Raw genomic sequence first — 17335 nt, 5'->3', positions numbered from 1 at the left:
TTAGATGATGAATAGTAACTCCAGCTTGGAAAGACAGCTGAGAACGCTGCGTAAGCGTTCCACATTCACCTTGTTTTTGACGTGGTTGGCGCTGTTTTTCACGGTTGTCGGTATTGCAGCAGGTTATAAGAACTTTCTGCGCGTTCATGACAAAGCTAAAGCTGCACAAGAAATGGCGCTACAATTTTCTAATATTGCACCGGCCTTTGCGACCAAGTCAGAGGTTGACTCTTGGCAGCAAGGCATCTCTAAAAAGTTAGAAAAAACTAACGCTCAGGCATCGGCAGAGCTAAGCGAATTAAAGGCAGTTAAAGAGAGTAACGAGTTCATCACAGAGGCTTTGAGTAAGCAAGCGCAGCAGATGACGATACAGCAAAACAGCCAGCAACAAGCAGTCGCACCAAGCCAGCAGTGGAAGGCTAATGAAGCACGTTATTTGTTACAGGTTGCCTCACGAAAGTTATTACTAGACCAAGATATAGAGGCTGCTCAACAAGCATTAGTATTAGCTGATCAAGCGTTAGCTCAAGCGGCGATGCCTCGCTTATTAACCGTACGTGCGCAAATAGCGAAAGACATTGTATTGCTAAATAGTTATCAGCCTGTGGACTTGGCTGATGTGGTTGAGAAAATTGGAAACTTATCGGAAAGTCTTAGACCTCAAGACTCAGATATACCTGCCGAAGCATCTATCAGAAAGCTTCTGAAAGTGACAGAAACAGATGGTCGTAACTCGATGATTAATCGCGTTAAAGAAAGTATTAATAATGCTGTTGTTATCCGTACCTACGATGAAAAACTAGCGAAGAAAATCACTGGTGATACGGACACCGTGCGTTACGCATTACTGCAATTGAAGCTAGAAGGCTTGAAGCTATTGGCACTTAAACACCAGCAAACTGCTTATGATTTGCAGTTGACTCAGATCATCGAGCAGCTGGAAAATGATCATACCACCTCATTGAGTTCAACACAAAAGGAAAGCTTTGATGAGTTGAAGTCGTTAACGTTAATTGCTCGCGTTCCGGTGATTGTCTCAACAGATATGTTGGGCACTTTACTGCTTGATAAGAGTGAGGCGGCTCAATGATTTTATATCCATTTTTAATCATTGTCGCCATTGGCGTTATATACGTCGTTGGCCTTATGCTGCTACGTAACTCACAAGATTTAACGATTTTATGGGGGCAAAGTATGACGGTTGAGGTGAGTACTTTCACCCTAGCGATGGCACTGCTGTTTGGTTTTGCGTTTTGCTATCTAGTGGTTTCTAGTGTGTATACTTTACTAATGGCGCCGCGCCGTATTAACCAGCGTAACGATATAAAGCGTGTACTAGAGTCTCAGCAAGACCTTAAAAACGGTATGGTAAGCTTGGTCGAAGGACACTTCCCTGAAGCTGAAAAACTGATGATGGAGCGTGTGGGGTACTCAGAAACACCGCTGCTAAATTACCTAGGTGCAGCGCGTGCGGCTCACATGAGACAAGCGTATCCAAAGCGTGATGACTACCTGAAAACAGCCAGTGCTTATGGTGAAGAGGCAGAGATTGCCGTTGCGGTTTCTCAAGCAACCATGCAGTTTGAGAGTGGTCAGGTCGAGCAGGCACGTGCAACGCTGATTCACTTGCGCGAGTTGTCACCGAGTCATCCGTTTCCTAACCAGTTACTAGCAAAAGTTTACTTTCAACAGGAAGATTGGAAGCACTTGGCAGAGTTAGTGCCTGAGCTGATGAAGCAGGAAAATGATGAGATAACACCTGTCGAAATTGCTCAGCAAAAAGCCTACATGAAGCAAGCAGTCATTGGGTTGTTTGAAGCGAATAGTGGCAAGCAAGACTTGGCCGTATTGGGTGATATTTGGCAGAGCATCCCGAGCGATATTCGCCAAAAAACTTACGCGGTTGAAGCTTACTGCAACGCACTAAATAACGCGGGTGGTGGTGATGTTGCCGTGCCTGTTTTAGAGCAAGCGATGGAGCAGAAACCTGCGTGTGAGTTGTTGGCTAGTTACGGTCGTATTGAACATCGTTGGCCAAAAACTGCGTTGGAAAGGGTGTTGAAGTGGCAAGACACTATGCCCAGTGATCCTGCTTTAATGCTGTGCTTGGCGCGTTTGTACAAGCAAACGGATGATCACGAAAACAGTGCAAATTATTACGAAAAGGCGTTGATGTTAGTACCAGATCAGCGTGTTTATCATGAGTTGGGCGAGTTGCTGACGTTGATGGGCGATGAGCTTAATGCGGGGCGTTGTTACCGACAAGGTTTGCGTTATTGTGTGCAGGGTAAGGCGCGACCGTTTAAGCGTCAGTAATTAATTTTAGAGGGCAGAGTGATGGGAAATGTCCGTTGGTTGTGTGTGACGGTCATCGCGTTTTGTTTAGCTTTAGGCGCGAGTTGGTTGCTGTTAGCGCAAGTTGATTTTGCTTATGACTGGCTGTATTCCTTCATGGATATACCCAAGCACATCGCTAAATATGCGCCTGAATATGCGGAGCGAGCTGACTTCGTTGAGACCAATTTTGCGGAACACTCTCGCATGTTTGCCGAGGTGGTGACGGCTATTCATAATCAGGGCGGTGGTTTGGCGACGTTGAGCTATTACTCGCCCGACGGACAGTTGCTCAATACTGCCTTTAATAACGATGAAGTGATTCACCTGCAAGATGTTGCGATTCTCATTGATCGCCTGTTGCTTGGGTTGAAGGTCATGCTGGTCGTATTTGTTGTGCTACTCGCATGGTTGTCTATTACTCGTCAGGTACTGCCTTCGTTTAAGTCACTACTCGCGTATGTGATCATCGCTTTGTTGCTGATTACGGTTGTTGTGCTGCTAGTTGGCCCTTACGAAATATTCTCCCAACTCCATATTTGGGTATTTCCTGAAGAGCATAAGTGGAAGTTTTATTACGAGGAATCAGTGATGAGTAACCTCATGAAAGCACCAGATTTGTTCGCGTATATTGCAGTACTACTCGTTGTGCTTGCTGTGCCTATTTTCGCAGTCATGATGTGGTTGGTTAAACAGTTCCTTGGCCTTAGAAGCCAGAACAATGTTTGACTGGCAGCGTTGGAAACATCGTGTTGTTCGAGATTTAGCATGGGTGATTGCTAGCCCACCCTTAGCGTCGGGCGAGTATGATGGCGTGGTTTGGTGGGATAATGCGTTTGTGTTGTCGGAATACCAAGCCTGCTTACCTTCACTTGAATCGTTAGACCAAGATCCTTCGCCTTTAATAAACTACTTAGATCAGCAAAAAGGTAAGGCGCTCGGCCATCGTTTTGAAGCATTTGTAGCTTACTGGATGCAAATAAGTCCTAACTTTGAATTACTGCATCGAAGTGTTCAGTTGCATGGCGACGGTCGCACGCTGGGTGAATTGGATTTTATACTGCGGGATAACCGTACTCAAAAAGTGATTCATCTTGAAGTGGCGGTGAAGTTTTTTATGGGTTTAGACCCGCTGAATCAACTCAATCGCTGGTATGGCAGCAACCTCAAAGACTCGCTGGATAGTAAAATAAACCACCTTATCACTAAGCAGACTCAGTTAAGTTTGCAGCAGCCTGAGTTATTGCCTATGGCTATTGATCAGCGCTGTTGTTGTGTGAAAGGACGGTTGTTTTATCCTGAGTATGACCAAGCAGGTATTGGACCAGAGATGGTGAGTGGTGATCATCTGCGAGGTATTTTGGGAACAGATGTTGCGGCTTATGCTGAGCGTATGGGGAGTGACTTGGTTGCCATTGCTAAGCGATATTGGTTTGCAGAGTTTGATGTGGGTGACTTTGTGGAGGAGCCTCTATCAAAATTTCAGGGTGGGCCGCAGTGTTATGTGTTGTTGAATCAGGGTAGGGAAGTTGGGCGATACTTTGAATATCCGGTTGGGTATTTTGATTCGGTTATGTCTAAGGGGTAACAGGTCGCACCCCACCTTACGTATTAGCCTTGGTAAGCACTACTTACAGCAACGATATCTTCTAGCCAGTTTCAAAGTACGACCTTCCCATCTTTTACTTTGGCACGTAAAGCAAAGCTGAATTCGTTGGTTTCTTATCGTATGCTTTTGGTTATACTGCGATTAATAGGGATTTGTGTAACGTTTCACCTTTTTATAATAAAGCTTATGTTTGTTATATTATTATTAATGGTGTAACGTATTACCTATTGTATGATCTTCGCTTATATTAGATTGATCGGGAAGGCTGATAAAAATGACAGTAATTAAAGAAATAGCCAAGCATTGGAGTGGTGAATAATGGCAGGGATGAAAGAAGTAGCTCGCCATGCTGGAGTCTCAGTTAGTACAGTATCAAACGTGATTAATGGCCGTCATCAGAAGATGGCCGTTGAGACGCTAAACCGTGTTAATGAAGCAATCCGCAAACTCAAATTCACCCCCAACTCGGCTGCCCGACAACTGAAAACAGGACAGATAAAAACACTAGGGTTAATCGTTCCATCGGTAGCAAACCCATTTTGGGGACAGGTTTCTCATTTGATCGAGACCGCTGCGCAAAAGCGTGGTTATCAGGTACTTATTTGTAATGCTGAGCGTGACCCCGTAGTAGAGGCTCGTTATGTTGAGTCGCTGTTTGGTTCATCCATAAGAGGTGTGATTCTTGGTTCTTCTCCAGAGTCATTTGACTACCTAAAAGAATATGCGGACAAGGGCATGAAAATTGCTGCCATTGACCGAGACAACGAAGGCACAAACGGTGTCATTGCTTGTAGTGTCAGCATCAATCAGTTGGTTGGTTCGAGGCTTGCGACCCGTCATTTGATCGGCTTAGGTCACAAGCGAATTGCATTTATTTCTGGCCCTATCGGCACAAACAGTCGAGTGGGTAGGCTAGCAGGTATGAATAGCGAGCTTGAAAAAGCAGGTATTACCCCAGATGAATCGTTGGTTTGGGGAGGTCGTAACGTGTCGACATTTGGGGACTTCCGAGCTGCTGAAATTGGCAGAACCGCTATTCGAGAATTACTGACTCTGGATAATCCGCCGACTGCAGTGCTGACAGTCAATGATATGTATGCCATTGGTGCCTGTGCAGGTGCTAGAGAGCTGGGATATAGCGTCCCAGAAGATATCTCTGTGATTGGTTTTGATGACATTATGATGGCCGAGGTGATGCAGCCTCCGTTGACGACTATTCGCCAACCTGTCGCTCAGATGTCAGAGATCATTGTCAGTAAATTAATTGAAACGTTAGAAAGCACTGATGAGGTGATTGAACCTCATGTTGAGGTAAGTGCGGAGCTAATTGTTCGCGCATCTACCCGTCAACTTTAGCGCAGTATCACGGGCTAAAGCATTCAAAGAGGTTTACGTAAATGAGCGACACTAAAAAACTGTCAGGACGATGCATATTGATTGCAGGCGCAAGTAGTGGAATGGGGAGGGCGACTGCTTTTGCGGCTGCAACAGAAGGTGCTCAGCTTGTTCTTCTTGGGCGAGATAGTGAGCGCCTTGCACAAGTTGAAATGGAAGCGGTTAAGTTAGGGGCTGCAAAGGTAGTTCAGATCTGTGTGGATGCGAGTAATCATGATGACTTATTTGATGCGACTGAGACTCATCAAGAGCTACTCGAAAAGGTAGATACCTTGGTCAATACCGTGGGCACTAACCTTGTAAAACGCCGATTTATGGAGTTAACACCAGACACTTGGCGCTCAATGGTTGATTCGAATCTGTCGAGTGCTTTTAATTTATCGCAGCTTGTCTTACCTATATTTAGATCCAAGAAAAACGGCTTAATTATCAATGTGTCTTCTGCCGCGGCCAAGAGTCCTGACCTTTCAGGTGCGGCTTATCAGGCAACAAAAGCAGGTGTGCTGGCAATGACGCACGCCATTATGGAAGAAGAGTGGCATAACGGTGTACGAGCAACCGTGATTATGCCGGGCATGACCGACACGCCTTTGCTTAACAAAAGGCCGACACGACCAACACCTGAGATGCGCTTTAAAGCATTGCAACCTCAAGACATCGCAGAAACCTGCCTGTTTGTGATGAGCCTGCCAGCAAGGGCGCATGTATCAGAAATAGTTTTACAACCATCCTTAAGATAAAACCGATATGGGGACACCACGCGTGAATAGTTTGACCAAAAAAAGAGTATTAGTTACTGCTGGAACACAGGGTATAGGCCGCCAGATAACCGTTCGTTTGCTAGAAGCAGGCTGCAAAGTAGCCGTTCATTACTTCTCTACAGAAGTAAATATTGAAGTATTGGCGAGTGAAGCAGGTGTTGATGCTAGCCAGATTAAACTGATTCAAGGTGACTTGAGAAATAAAGAGCAAGCACAAGCGGTTGTGGCAACAGCATTGGACTTTTTAGGCGGCATGGATGTATTGGTCAATAACGCAGGGTCTTTGATTGGCCGTCGTCGTGTTGAAGAGCTTGAGGAAGACTTCTGGAGAGATTCTGTTGACCTAAACTTATCATCAGTACTTTGGGTGACTCAAGCGGCAACGCCAGCGCTAACGGCTGCGGGCTCTTCAAGTATTGTTAACTTGGCTTCATTGGCAGGTCGTAAGGGTGGTCATGCTGGGTCTTTAGCGTACTCAACCATGAAAGGCGCGGTACTCACATGGACACGTGCATTGGCAAATGAGCTGGGGCCAAAGGGCGTTCGAGTGAATGCTGTTGCGCCGGGTTTGATACTGGGTACAAGCTTCCACAATACGCACACCACTAAAGAGTCAGCAGATGAGACCGTTCTCGGTATTCCATTAGGACGTGCTGGAGATGCGGATGATGTTGCGCGTGTTGTACTGTTTTTAGCAAGTGAGCACAGCGGTTTTGTTACTGGCGCAACCATCGATGTCAATGGCGGCGTTTACGGGAGTTAGTGGTTAAGGCAGCCGCTGTGCTGCCTAATCTACTGCAATTTTACTAGGTACCTGGCTTGGTGCTCCGAGTCTCCCATAGAGCGATTTTTCATCGGTCAAGGCCTCTAAGAACGCAATCACCTGTTCTATTTCTAAGTCAGTCAATGCTGGCAAATCAATATCCCGATAGCGCTTCAAACTCGCCGTTTCTCGCTTATCTTGCTGGATAAGAAAGTCGTTCTTTACAAGGTACTCATCCTGCGGCATCACCAACTGGCTCGCGTCATAGTTCTCAATGCTTTTAACAGGGTCGATGTGATGACGAATAATGCCCTCTAGGCTACTGTAAGCACCGTTGTGACCATAAGGTCCTGTTGCAGCCACGTTACGTAGGCTTGGTGTTCTAAAGCGGTAGCTGTCTTCTAAGCGGTCAGTTTCGTTTATGCGTCCACGATCACGCGCGATATGCTCAAAGCGACGGGTACGACCGGGGCCAAAGCTGGGTAGCATGATGGCGTGGAAGTCATGGTCTGTTTGCAAAGCGCCGCTGTGACAACTGCTGCATTCTGCTTTGCCATAAAATAGTTTCATGCCTTGTGTTTGTTTCTCGTTTAATGCGTCGCTATCGCCACTAACAAAGGCATCAAAGGGGCTACTGTCCGCTCGCCATTCATGCTCGATAAATGCGGCCAGCGCATTGCCCATTTGAATGATATTGATGTCGCTGCTTTGTTTGACTTGCTCAGGGTAAGCGTCTTTAAACAGTTGCTCGTAACTATAAATACCTTGTAGGCGTTTTTCTAAAATAGCCCAGACATAATCGGGTCGGCGGCGGGTTGCGCCTGCGATTTGGTTCTCGTTTCGCTCACCGGCCATTTCAACGGCTGAGGTCACAGGGAATAGGGCTTGCGCGGCTAATAAGCTCTCTAAGCCTTTGGGTAAAAACTCTTCGGCGGGGGTGTTAAAGCCGCTAGGGAAAATAGGGTCAACCGATACGCGACCATCATGGAATAGGTGGGTGAACTGTTTGGCGCCAAGGTTAAACAGTGGGGTCGCGTTTCTGGGGACACGTCGTTTGATGCGGCTGTTGCCTTCGCCGACGATACGTTTTTCGCCTAAGCCAATACCACCTTCGCCAACACCGAGTGACAAGCCGTCGCCACTGGCAAGGTCGTGGTGGTGACAGGTTGAGCATGCGATGTTTTTATTGCCGCTGAGGATTTTGTCGTAAAAAAGTTGCTGGCCTAGCTTGGCTGCATTTAAGTTAACAGTGCGATAGTCGTTATCAGTAAGCGGCTGGGGCAGAGCAGTTGCGTTATCAGCCGCGATAACGTTATTCGAAAAGCACGCTAAAAGAACAAGGGCGCATGCACGCCAAGACTGCCTTTGACTCATTAAATGATTTCCTTTCTCCAATGATTCATACACTATACATTTATCTTTAGTTCGACAAGTACCCTGTGAATGGATAAGGAGGCGTTATGGGAAAGTTTTTATGCAAGGTTGTCACTGCGGCGGTGTTTAGCCTGTTAGTTAGCCAAGCTGCGTTTGCCGATGTGGAAAAAGGTCGGCAGCTAATGGAGCAGAGCAAATTTACTGAAGCCATGCAAGAGTTCCTGCCTGCAGCGCAAGCGGGAAATGCGGATGCGGAAGAGTTGATAGGTGTGATGTATGCGATGGGTTTGGGCGTTAAAAAAGACGACCGTCGCGCCTTTGAATGGTACTTGCGTGCCTCAATGAAAGCGCACCCTGGTGCACAGTCGGGTATTGGATGGTATTACGAAGTCGGGCGAGGCGTTGAGGTTGATTTGGTGCGGGCGTATATGTGGTACGTGTTGTCAGCGATTGGTGGTGATCCCGATGCAGCTATTAGTCAGGAAGAAGTGATTAAGAAAATGACGCCTGGGCAGGTGAAAGAAGCACAGATTTTGATAGCAGATTATAAGCCGCATCTTTATCCGTTTGATTGAATCTACAAACTTTCAAGGCACAAAAAAAAGCCGCTCATCAGAGCGGCTTTCTTATATCTAACTGAGTAGTAACAACTTAGTTAATATCAGCCGCATGAGCTGCTGCAACTTCTTTCTCTGCTTTAGCTGCTTCAGATGATAGTAGTGCATACCACTTCTCACCGTCTTTTACGCTCTTCTTGAACCAAGTGTAAACAGGCTGAGCTGCTGCCTTAAACGCTGCTTTGTCAGCAGGTGTTGGCACGTACAAGTTACCGCCAGCCTTTTTGAAGTCAGCATACGCTTTGATAGACTTACGCTTTGGAGATGCAAATGTTGCTTGCTGTAGTGCATCAAAACCGTCAACGATAACCTTACGAGTCTCTTCGTCCATCTTCAGGAAGTTCTCGTTGCTCATGTACCAAAGTGCGCTCATGTAAGCATGACCGTCTAGTGTTACATTTTTAAGGCCTGCTTCTGGGAACTTCATACCCATGATGTCAGTGATACCATTCTTAGAACCTTCAACAACACCCGTCTGGAATGAAGTGAACAGCTCAGGCCATGGGATTGGCGTAGGGCTAGCACCCAGTGCTTTAACAAGTTCTTGAGGTAGGTCCGCAACAACCGTACGAATCTTCAAACCTTTCATGTCAGCAGGCGTCTTAACAACACGCTTAGTGTTAGCAAAGTTTCTCCAACCACCGGTGTTACCAATCGTCATCAAACGAATTTTATCGTCAGAATCTTTTAGGATCGCTTTACGCATTTCACGCGTGAAGTCACCCGATAGTACTGTTTCAGCAATACGATCGTCAGAAAGTACGTAAGGTAGGTCAAGCACCTGTACGTAAGGGTACATATTGGCTGCACCACCGGCTGTTGAGATGTAGATATCAACCGAACCGTCTTCTACTGCTTGTAGACACTCAGTACCGTTAGCGCAAAGCTGTGTTCCAATGAATAGCTCAACTTCTACCTTACCGTTAGAGCGTGACTCAACAAAGTCTTTGAATACCACAAGACCATCGTAGTCTTCGTCGTTTTCATTGGAGTTAGCAACCGCACGTAGCTTGTAGTCAGCGGCTTGCACTGCGGTAATACCCGCACCAAACAGAACCGATGCGCCAAGGATGGTAGACATCAATAATTTAGTCGTTTTGTTCATAATGATTAGCTCCTCTAAAGCTTTTTGAAACACGTGTTACGCCAGCCCTAATAGTCTAGGTATGGTCATGGAAATTGCAGGAATAAAGGTGATCATAAAGATAACAATTATTTCAACAAATAAGAACGGCAGGATAGCGCGCGCAATGGTCTGTACTTTTTCTCCAGAGACACTGGAGGCCACAAAGAGTACTAAGCCCATGGGCGGTGTTGCGAGTCCAACCGTTAAATTAACACTCATAATTGTCGCGAAGTGAACCGGATCAATACCGAGCTGGATAAAGATAGGCGCTAGGATAGGACCAAGAATAATTATCGCAGGGCCAGCGTCTAAGAACATACCCACAATAAACAAAAGTATGTTAATTAGGAATAATAATATCAGCGCATTGTCACTTAAAGATAGTGTCCAGTCTGCCATAAATTCAGCGGCATGAGATAAACTGACCACCGATTTAAAGGCAATCGCTGCACCAACCAGCAATAACACCACTGATGATGAAATCGCACTACGAGTGAAGATGGCAGGTAAGTCCGTTACCTTAACGCTGCGCAGTATAAATAAGCTTAGGAATAGCGCATATGCCACTGCGATTGCCGATGCCTCAGTCGGTGTAAACACACCACTCAAAATACCACCTAAGATAATAACGGGTGTTAGCAACGGTAAAATCGCTTTACGAGTCGCTAGGCCTTTTTCTCTTAAAGTGAACTTCGGTCCAGCCGGTGGGAAGTTGTGCTTTTTAGCCAAAATGGACGTCATACCCATTAGGCCAAGGCCCACTAAAATACCTGGAATAACACCTGCCGCAAATAGTGCCGCTACCGATATTTCCATAGTGTAGGCATAGATGATCATGATGCCCGACGGTGGAATGATGGGTCCGATTACTGACGATGCCGCGGTAATAGCCGCCGCAAACTTTCGCGAGTAACCGTTCTTTTCCATCGCAGGAATCAACATAGACCCTAACGCAGAAGTATCGGCAACAGCCGAACCAGACAGGCCCGCAAACAACATACTGGATAAGATGTTTACATGCGCCAGACCACCACGTACGTGACCGATGAGTGACTGAGCAAACGTCACCAAACGCATGGTGATGCCGCCTTGGTTCATTAGCTCACCCGCCAACATAAAGAAGGGGATTGCCATTAACGGGAACGAGTCGATACCGTTGTAGATGTTGCGGAACAGTAATGGGATGTCACGTTCCATACCTTCGACATATAACATAATGCCGGGGCCAGTAAGCATTGCAAAAAATACTGGCATACCTAGCAGCAGCAATACCAAGAATATAACTAAGAAGAAAATTAACATGGCTTACTCCGCGGATGTATTGAGTTCAGGTTTTACAGGGTCAGGGAAGTCGTCGGGATTACCAAAGACACGACCAAACTCACGAAGTACTAGCTCGATATTGACCATCAACATCGAACCAAAGCACACAGGCATAGCGAGATAAATCCACGCTCTTGGGAGGTGGAATGAAGCAGCACGGGTACGGAAGCCACGCTGGAAGAACTCTATTGCCAATACAAATAACTGCATTAACACAACCATTGCTAGTATCAATAGCAGTAGTTTTAGAATACGGCCGATCAGGCTAGGTAGGTAGTCATTGACCAAGTCGATGGCCACGAATGATCCCCAGCGATAGCCAGAGCCTGCCACCAGACCCATCATCCATATCATGAACGCGCGCGCAGCCTCTTCAGGCCACGGCAGCGCGTCATTTAACACATAACGGAAAAAGACTTGGACAAGAATGCAGGACACCATCAGGAGTACAAGTACCCATGCGATAGAGCGACCTGCGGCCAACATATACGTATTGAACGTTTCTAGGCCATGCAATAGCCTTTTTAAAGTTGCCATCATAAGACGCACCTTTTTTGCATAATTCCTCTCCTTGTCTAACCGTGTAGGGCTAGTGTTATGCGACTTTTTTCAATTGCTGCATTGAGCCAAACTGGCTACGTTCAAAAATCAAACCTGCTGTATCTTGTGATGAACCATACTGAAGTATGTTAGATAACAAGATATAGTGGTCGCCCGCTTCAATAACTTGTCTTAGGTCGCAGTCAAACCAAGCTGAAGACCCAGGAATAACGATGCGGCCACTGTCTAATCTATGTTCATCTGACAGATCAGCAAAGCGCTCTTCTTGAGAGCCACGAGTAAAGTGCATCGCAAGCTCACCTTGTTCAGCGCTAAGTACACTCACGGTGTAGCCTTCACTGTTTTGAAACGCTTCTAGGCACTGCGAAGTTTTTTGAATACTCCAAAGCGCCATTGCTGGCTCTAGTGATACGGCATTAAATGACGAGCAGGTCATTCCGTAGTCTTGTCCTTTGTAACGTGTTGTGACTACGGTAACACCTGTTGCAAAACAACCTAGTGCATTACGTAATTCTTTACTCATGCTACCTCCTCACCTGCTGCAGCTGTTAATAGTTCAAACCATGTTTGGCGATCAATTTCTACGTCCATTGCTTTGGACATAGTCTTGACACGATCAAGGTTGTTAGTACCGACGATCGGTAGAATTTCACTTGGATGAGCCAGCAACCAAGCCACAGCAACATGGTCGATATCACAGTTTTGCTCATCAGCAATGCGCTTTAGTATTGGCTGTAAACGTTGTGCGTCAGCGTCATTACCAAAGATGCGACCACCCGCTAGAGGTGACCACGCCATTGCGTGTAGGTTTAGTGTTTGTAAGTGTGCAAGATCACCATTGGTGAATGCATCACGCTCTAACAAGCTCATTTCGATCTGGTTAGTCACTAGCGTGTTGTCCATACGACTTTGCAGTAGCTCCCAGTCAGAAGGTTTGAAGTTAGACACACCAGCGCCTTTGATTTTACCTTCCTTGATCAATTCATCTAAGGTTGCGCCTGTTGCAGTCGCGTCCATAAATGGGTCAGGGCGGTGAATCAACAGTAGGTCTAGCGAGTCCGTGTTCAAATTGCGTAAGCTATTTTCCACTGACATGCGGATGTATTCAGGGCTAGTGTCGTAATACTTCACACGACGCTCAGGGTAAAGTGACGTTGGAATAGCGATGTCACACTTGCTGATAATTTGCATCTGATCACGTAGTGACGAATCTTCTGCCAAAGCCTGACCAAATACTTTCTCACACTGATACTCACCATAGATGTCAGCATGGTCAAAGGTCGTGATGCCTTGCTCTAGGCAAGCGTCAATCTTAGCGCGGACATGGGCAGTGCTAGTGTTTTCATCATCTGCTAAGCGCCATACGCCGTAAATCAAGCGACTCATTGCTGGTAGTGATGAATTAAGCTGAACCATTTCCATTATTTTCTTTCTCCAATTCCTAGTGGTGTTGCAGGGGTTGACGCAGGTACGCGCCCATATTCTTCCGGCAACGAGCATGTTTTAAGTTGTGGTAAGACTTTCTCACCAAATATTTCGCATTCTGCTTGATGTGGGTAACCTGAGAAAATAAACGAGCGCATTCCCATTTTTTGGTAACGCTCAATTTTCGACATGACTTGATCGACACTACCGACTAACGCTGCCCCACACCCCGAACGTGCGCGTCCTACGCCCGTCCATAAGTTTGGTTCTGAATAGCCTTCTGCAGTCGCCGATTTACGTTGTTCTGCTTGTAGTGCGACGCCCAAACTTTTAGCGTCTAACGCACGGTTACGAATCGCATCGCCTTTGTCATCATCTAACTCAGAGACAAGGTATTCTGCGTATTCTTGTGCTTCTTTTTCTGTGTCACGAACGATCATGTGAACACGAAGTCCATAGTCAAGTTTGCGACCATGTGCTTCAGCGCGAGCATTCACGTCTTTCATGCGCTGTGCAAGGTTTTCTTCGTTTTCTGGCCACATTAAATAAACATCGCAGAACTGACCACAAAGCTCTAGTGCGTCCGGTGAGTAACCACCGAAGTAGAGTAGTGGGCCGCCGTTTTGCTGGTAAGGGCGTACAGGGTCAGTGTTCAAGCCTTTTAAATTGTAGATTTCACCTTCGTAATTCACTTCGTCTTGTGTCCAGCACTGACGGAGTATTTCAACCACTTCACGGGAGCGCTGGTAACGGTAAGGGCTTGGCGCGTCTTCACCAGGGAAGTTAGATGAGATGACATTTAACGTCAGACGACCTTTTAATACGTGGTCTAGAGTGGCAACAGTACGTGCCAGCATCATTGGGTGTAACTCACCACAGCGAATCGCTGCGAGTAAATTCATTTGTTGAGTCAGTGGCGCGATCGCTGACGCGAAGGTCAATGTATCTTGGCCAACTTGATAGGATGAAGGGCATAATATATTGCGGAAACCTAAGCGGTCAGCAGTCAATGTAATATCACGCGTATTTTCCCAGCTAGAACGTAGATCGTCTTCTGGCTTGCCCAACAGGCGGTAGTCATCACTGCACAATGGTGCAAACCACGACACTTCAGCTGCCTCTAAGTCCTGACTATAAATAGGTACAACACTCATAAATGACTCCTCCTTGTTTATGTTTTTCTATCACTAGAATAAATATAAACCAATAGTGAATGAATTAGCAATAAAATAAATGAATGCTATATGAATTTATTTTAAGCTAGTGCATTATACGGCTATGTCCTGAGGAGTGAATGTGATGAGTTCGAGTAAGAAAAAGACCCGATTACCATTGTACGTTCAAGTCAGTGAGCTGCTGCACCGTGAAATAGCCGCGGGCCAATGGGTACCCGGTGAGCGTTTACCAACGGAGTCTCAACTCGCGCAAGACTTAGATGTTGCTGTTGGCACATTACGTAAGGCGTTGACCGTATTGGAAGAGGATGGGCTGCTAGAGCGTCGACAAGGCTCTGGTACTTATGTCCGTAAGCCGCCAGAAGGTGGTGCGGTGTATCAGTTCTTTCGTTTGGAGTTGCTCAACGGTGGTGGAATGCCTAGAGCGGTGACACAGTCAGTCGCTTTGTTAAAAAGTACCGACGTTGCAAAACAGTTTGGAAAGGCAGGGAACCCCGATAAGCAGTATTGGCGCATTCGCCGATTACGTTACTTAAACCAAACACCCGTTGCGGCAGAAGAAATATGGTTCGATGGGCGACATGCTGAGCAGTTGTCGGTCGAGGATATGCATGAATCGTTATATGTTCATTATCGTGAAGAGTTTGATTTTTGGATGACACATGTAACCGATGAAGTGAGCTGTCAGGAAGCCCCTGAGTGGGCGTGCCAGCTTTTAAATACACCTGTTCCTACGACGCTTGGTTGGATAAGTCGTCAAGCGTGGGCGAATAATGGTCGTATTGAAGAGTACTCGCAAACGTGGTTTGACCCGTTGCAGAGTCGCTATGTGGCGCGTTTGTCATAAGTTACAAACGGCTAGAAAATATTAGAAAGAGAGGAAATCAATGAGTAAGGAACTACGTTACGGTATTTTAGGTTGTGGCATGATGGGGCAAGAGCACATTCGTAACATTGACCTGATTGAGGGCGCGAGTGTGACAGCGATCGCTGACCCTGATGCTGGTATGCAGCAGGAAAATAAACGTTTCGCACCCAATGCACGTTTTTGTAATGACCTTGATGAGTTGTTAGCAGGGAATGATTTTGACGCGTTATTAATCGTTAGCCCGAACTACCAACATGCTAGCCAGTTAATGGAAGTGTTTGCAAAGACACAGCTGCCAATACTGGTTGAGAAACCTATCTGCACCGAGCTTAAAGATGTTGCAATGATTCGTAAGGCAGCAGCAGCGCACCCTGCACCGGTATGGGTGGCGATGGAATATCGTTACATGCCAGCGATTACTCAGTTTGTAAAACATGTGCTTGATGGCGATCTAGGTGATTTAAAGACCTTGACCGTTTGTGAGCATCGCTTTCCTTTCTTAGAAAAGGTGGGTGACTGGAATCGATTTAATAAAAATTCAGGTGGGACGCTGGTTGAGAAGTGCTGTCATTTTTTCGACTTGATGCGTTTAGTGATGCAAGAAGAAGTGCTCAGCGTGATGGCTTCTGGTGCAATGGATTATAATCATATCGATGAGCGATATGATGGCGAGCAACCTGACATTATTGATAACGCGTTTGTGATCGTGAACTTTGTATCGGGCAAGCGCGCAATGCTTGAGTTAAATATGTTTGCAGAAGGTTCTCGTTACCAAGAGCAGATTACGGCGATTGGGCCAGATGCGAAGTTAGAATGTTTGTTGCCTGGGCCGGGACGTTTTTGGCCTGTTGAGACATTAGGGGCGGCACCTGTGTCAAAGGTGATCATTAGTCCACGTGATCCGAAAGGGCCAATTGAGTCAGATATTCCGGTTGATCCTACTATCCTTGAAGCGGGGGACCATAATGGCTCGACGTTTTATCAGCATGTTGGTTTTCATAAAGCAGTGACGGAAGGTGCTGAGGTTGAAGTGACGGTTGATGATGGATTGCGTGCGGTTGTGATTGGTATGGCTGCGCAGGAGTCTATTCGTACGGGGCAGGTTGTTTATGTGACTGAACATGGCTTTGGGTATTCGGCTTGATTGCTTTGTGACTTCGTAGGTCGCCATCCGTCTTGGGTATTAGTCTTGCTCACTCATATTCAAGTAGGGTGGCTAAATTTGTTTTACAAAAACTGATGAACATGAATCATCCCAAGAATATAAATAAGCTCATTCTTTGAAATATCACCAAACTCTTTGCGGATTTCAATTACAACTTTCTCCGCATATCTAGGCGTGAGGCCACCATAAGTGTCTGAGATGTTCTTCATTGGTTTGCCACTCATGAGGTGCTTGATTACTTTCTTCTTGGTGTCATTGAGTTGCTCGATTAAAGGCAGCACAAAGAAGCGAACATCATTTTGCGACATAATAATTTTGGTGTGGTAGTCAGAAGCCAGTTCTTTGAGGGCATCTAGTGATTGCTCTTTTATTTCTTGAAAATGGCTGAGGTCAGGGTTTTTACTAATCACTGAGATGCCAGAAATAGCAAATGAACCAGATAAAATAGGAATAGAAAGACCGTGGTGGATGCCGAAGTTTTGCTTAGCATCAATGGTGACTTCTTGCTCTTCTTTGGTTACGTTACCAGAGTTAATTTCTTCCCACCAATCCACCGTCCCTTGGCGGCCTTCTAAAGCAAGTCTAAGAATGAAGTCACGGTTACCGTAATCATTAGTTAGGTAGTTAGAGACAAAAGGAGCAAACGCTTCTGAGAAGTGCAAAACCGGTTGGATCTTAGCGTTTATATACATGGGTCTAGGGAAAAAAGAATATAAAACGGCATCAAAGCCAAGTGAAGTTATATCCTTAGTTAGCTCACTAAAAGCATCGCTCACAGCCTTACTCTCCCTATTTAGACTCTTTAAAATTAGCGATGAAGAGTATCATAAAATTGAAAA

At 46.0% G+C, this 17335-nt stretch carries 18 protein-coding genes; 10 read left to right on the top strand and 8 right to left on the bottom strand.

Going from position 1 to position 17335, the window contains the following annotated elements:
* The first annotated feature begins 4 nt into the window (after positions 1-4).
* The 7 genes from DKT75_RS01335 to DKT75_RS01305 all read left to right on the top strand — a co-directional run bounded on the left by DKT75_RS01335 (position 5) and on the right by DKT75_RS01305 (position 6862).
* On the top strand, positions 5-1090 hold the full coding sequence (locus DKT75_RS01335; protein WP_109821636.1) for a uroporphyrinogen-III C-methyltransferase: 1086 nt from the start codon (positions 5-7) through the stop codon (positions 1088-1090).
* Entirely contained in the window at positions 1087-2316 is a 1230-nt protein-coding gene (locus DKT75_RS01330; RefSeq protein WP_109821635.1) for a heme biosynthesis HemY N-terminal domain-containing protein, read from the top strand. Before DKT75_RS01335 ends, DKT75_RS01330 begins: the two co-directional genes overlap by 4 nt.
* Positions 2317-2337: 21 nt before the next feature.
* Positions 2338-3063: a lipoprotein intramolecular transacylase Lit gene (locus DKT75_RS01325; protein WP_109821634.1), complete on the top strand. Its 726-nt coding sequence runs from the start codon at positions 2338-2340 to the stop codon at positions 3061-3063.
* Positions 3056-3922 (top strand): DUF1853 family protein, encoded by an 867-nt coding sequence (locus DKT75_RS01320; RefSeq protein WP_109821633.1) that lies wholly within the window; start codon positions 3056-3058, stop codon positions 3920-3922. Before DKT75_RS01325 ends, DKT75_RS01320 begins: the two co-directional genes overlap by 8 nt.
* Before the next feature lie 339 nt (positions 3923-4261).
* Positions 4262-5299 (top strand): LacI family DNA-binding transcriptional regulator, encoded by a 1038-nt coding sequence (locus DKT75_RS01315; protein ID WP_109821632.1) that lies wholly within the window; start codon positions 4262-4264, stop codon positions 5297-5299.
* A 41-nt stretch (positions 5300-5340) separates the two neighbouring features.
* On the top strand, positions 5341-6078 hold the full coding sequence (locus DKT75_RS01310; RefSeq protein WP_109821631.1) for an SDR family oxidoreductase: 738 nt from the start codon (positions 5341-5343) through the stop codon (positions 6076-6078).
* Positions 6079-6100: 22 nt separating this feature from the next.
* Positions 6101-6862 carry an SDR family NAD(P)-dependent oxidoreductase gene (locus DKT75_RS01305; RefSeq protein ID WP_109821660.1) on the top strand — a complete coding sequence of 254 codons (762 nt, stop codon included), beginning with the start codon at positions 6101-6103 and terminating at the stop codon, positions 6860-6862.
* Between the two features lie 24 nt (positions 6863-6886).
* Here the strand turns inward: DKT75_RS01305 and DKT75_RS01300 are convergent, their stop codons facing one another.
* Positions 6887-8236, bottom strand: coding sequence for a cytochrome-c peroxidase (locus tag DKT75_RS01300; protein WP_109821630.1), 1350 nt, complete (start codon positions 8234-8236; stop codon positions 6887-6889).
* 86 nt (positions 8237-8322) lie between these two features.
* Between DKT75_RS01300 and DKT75_RS01295 the strand changes: the two genes are divergently transcribed.
* Positions 8323-8811, top strand: a complete 489-nt coding sequence (locus DKT75_RS01295) for a tetratricopeptide repeat protein (RefSeq protein WP_109821629.1) — start codon at positions 8323-8325, stop codon at positions 8809-8811.
* 76 nt (positions 8812-8887) lie between these two features.
* Here the strand turns inward: DKT75_RS01295 and DKT75_RS01290 are convergent, their stop codons facing one another.
* Genes DKT75_RS01290 through DKT75_RS01265 form a run of 6 tightly spaced genes read right to left on the bottom strand, consistent with a single transcriptional unit; the run spans position 8888 to position 14442 of the window.
* A complete protein-coding gene (locus tag DKT75_RS01290; protein WP_109821628.1) occupies positions 8888-9958 on the bottom strand; it encodes a TRAP transporter substrate-binding protein in 1071 nt (356 codons plus the stop codon).
* A gap of 36 nt (positions 9959-9994) precedes the next feature.
* Positions 9995-11281 carry a TRAP transporter large permease gene (locus tag DKT75_RS01285; RefSeq protein ID WP_109821627.1) on the bottom strand — a complete coding sequence of 429 codons (1287 nt, stop codon included), beginning with the start codon at positions 11279-11281 and terminating at the stop codon, positions 9995-9997.
* Positions 11282-11284: 3 nt separating this feature from the next.
* Positions 11285-11842 carry a TRAP transporter small permease gene (locus tag DKT75_RS01280; RefSeq protein WP_211665112.1) on the bottom strand — a complete coding sequence of 186 codons (558 nt, stop codon included), beginning with the start codon at positions 11840-11842 and terminating at the stop codon, positions 11285-11287.
* A 55-nt stretch (positions 11843-11897) separates the two neighbouring features.
* Positions 11898-12386, bottom strand: a complete 489-nt coding sequence (locus DKT75_RS01275; protein WP_109821626.1) for a flavin reductase family protein — start codon at positions 12384-12386, stop codon at positions 11898-11900.
* Entirely contained in the window at positions 12383-13285 is a 903-nt protein-coding gene (locus tag DKT75_RS01270) for an aldo/keto reductase (RefSeq protein ID WP_109821625.1), read from the bottom strand. The genes DKT75_RS01275 and DKT75_RS01270 overlap by 4 nt, the downstream gene beginning before the upstream one ends.
* Positions 13285-14442 carry an LLM class flavin-dependent oxidoreductase gene (locus DKT75_RS01265; RefSeq protein WP_109821624.1) on the bottom strand — a complete coding sequence of 386 codons (1158 nt, stop codon included), beginning with the start codon at positions 14440-14442 and terminating at the stop codon, positions 13285-13287. Before DKT75_RS01265 ends, DKT75_RS01270 begins: the two co-directional genes overlap by 1 nt.
* A gap of 145 nt (positions 14443-14587) precedes the next feature.
* On the opposite strand from DKT75_RS01265, the gene DKT75_RS01260 reads away from it, so the two are divergent.
* Entirely contained in the window at positions 14588-15310 is a 723-nt protein-coding gene (locus DKT75_RS01260) for a GntR family transcriptional regulator (RefSeq protein WP_109821623.1), read from the top strand.
* Positions 15311-15350: 40 nt separating this feature from the next.
* A complete protein-coding gene (locus DKT75_RS01255; RefSeq protein WP_109821622.1) occupies positions 15351-16475 on the top strand; it encodes a Gfo/Idh/MocA family protein in 1125 nt (374 codons plus the stop codon).
* Between the two features lie 83 nt (positions 16476-16558).
* On the opposite strand, the gene DKT75_RS01250 is transcribed toward DKT75_RS01255, so the two are convergent.
* Positions 16559-17272, bottom strand: a complete 714-nt coding sequence (locus DKT75_RS01250; protein WP_158278772.1) for an autoinducer binding domain-containing protein — start codon at positions 17270-17272, stop codon at positions 16559-16561.
* Positions 17273-17335 lie beyond the last annotated feature (63 nt).

The organism is Leucothrix arctica (genome assembly GCF_003172895.1).
In the GTDB taxonomy this organism is placed as follows: Bacteria; Pseudomonadota; Gammaproteobacteria; order Thiotrichales; family Thiotrichaceae; genus Leucothrix; species Leucothrix arctica.
The sequence above is the reverse complement of the archived record's forward strand: the minus strand, read 5'-3'. Positions and strand labels throughout refer to the sequence as shown.

What these genes read in the sequence shown, in the direction of transcription:
- DKT75_RS01335 (WP_109821636.1), top strand. Translation starts at nt 5, where the DNA reads ATGATGAATAGTAACTCCAGCTTGGAAAGACAGCTGAGAACGCTGCGT.
- DKT75_RS01330 (WP_109821635.1), top strand. Translation starts at nt 1,087, where the DNA reads ATGATTTTATATCCATTTTTAATCATTGTCGCCATTGGCGTTATATAC.
- DKT75_RS01325 (WP_109821634.1), top strand. Translation starts at nt 2,338, where the DNA reads ATGGGAAATGTCCGTTGGTTGTGTGTGACGGTCATCGCGTTTTGTTTA.
- DKT75_RS01320 (WP_109821633.1), top strand. Translation starts at nt 3,056, where the DNA reads ATGTTTGACTGGCAGCGTTGGAAACATCGTGTTGTTCGAGATTTAGCA.
- DKT75_RS01315 (WP_109821632.1), top strand. Translation starts at nt 4,262, where the DNA reads ATGGCAGGGATGAAAGAAGTAGCTCGCCATGCTGGAGTCTCAGTTAGT.
- DKT75_RS01310 (WP_109821631.1), top strand. Translation starts at nt 5,341, where the DNA reads ATGAGCGACACTAAAAAACTGTCAGGACGATGCATATTGATTGCAGGC.
- DKT75_RS01300 (WP_109821630.1), bottom strand. Translation starts at nt 8,236, where the DNA reads ATGAGTCAAAGGCAGTCTTGGCGTGCATGCGCCCTTGTTCTTTTAGCG.
- DKT75_RS01295 (WP_109821629.1), top strand. Translation starts at nt 8,323, where the DNA reads ATGGGAAAGTTTTTATGCAAGGTTGTCACTGCGGCGGTGTTTAGCCTG.
- DKT75_RS01290 (WP_109821628.1), bottom strand. Translation starts at nt 9,958, where the DNA reads ATGAACAAAACGACTAAATTATTGATGTCTACCATCCTTGGCGCATCG.
- DKT75_RS01285 (WP_109821627.1), bottom strand. Translation starts at nt 11,281, where the DNA reads ATGTTAATTTTCTTCTTAGTTATATTCTTGGTATTGCTGCTGCTAGGT.
- DKT75_RS01280 (WP_211665112.1), bottom strand. Translation starts at nt 11,842, where the DNA reads ATGATGGCAACTTTAAAAAGGCTATTGCATGGCCTAGAAACGTTCAAT.
- DKT75_RS01275 (WP_109821626.1), bottom strand. Translation starts at nt 12,386, where the DNA reads ATGAGTAAAGAATTACGTAATGCACTAGGTTGTTTTGCAACAGGTGTT.
- DKT75_RS01270 (WP_109821625.1), bottom strand. Translation starts at nt 13,285, where the DNA reads ATGGAAATGGTTCAGCTTAATTCATCACTACCAGCAATGAGTCGCTTG.
- DKT75_RS01265 (WP_109821624.1), bottom strand. Translation starts at nt 14,442, where the DNA reads ATGAGTGTTGTACCTATTTATAGTCAGGACTTAGAGGCAGCTGAAGTG.
- DKT75_RS01260 (WP_109821623.1), top strand. Translation starts at nt 14,588, where the DNA reads ATGAGTTCGAGTAAGAAAAAGACCCGATTACCATTGTACGTTCAAGTC.
- DKT75_RS01255 (WP_109821622.1), top strand. Translation starts at nt 15,351, where the DNA reads ATGAGTAAGGAACTACGTTACGGTATTTTAGGTTGTGGCATGATGGGG.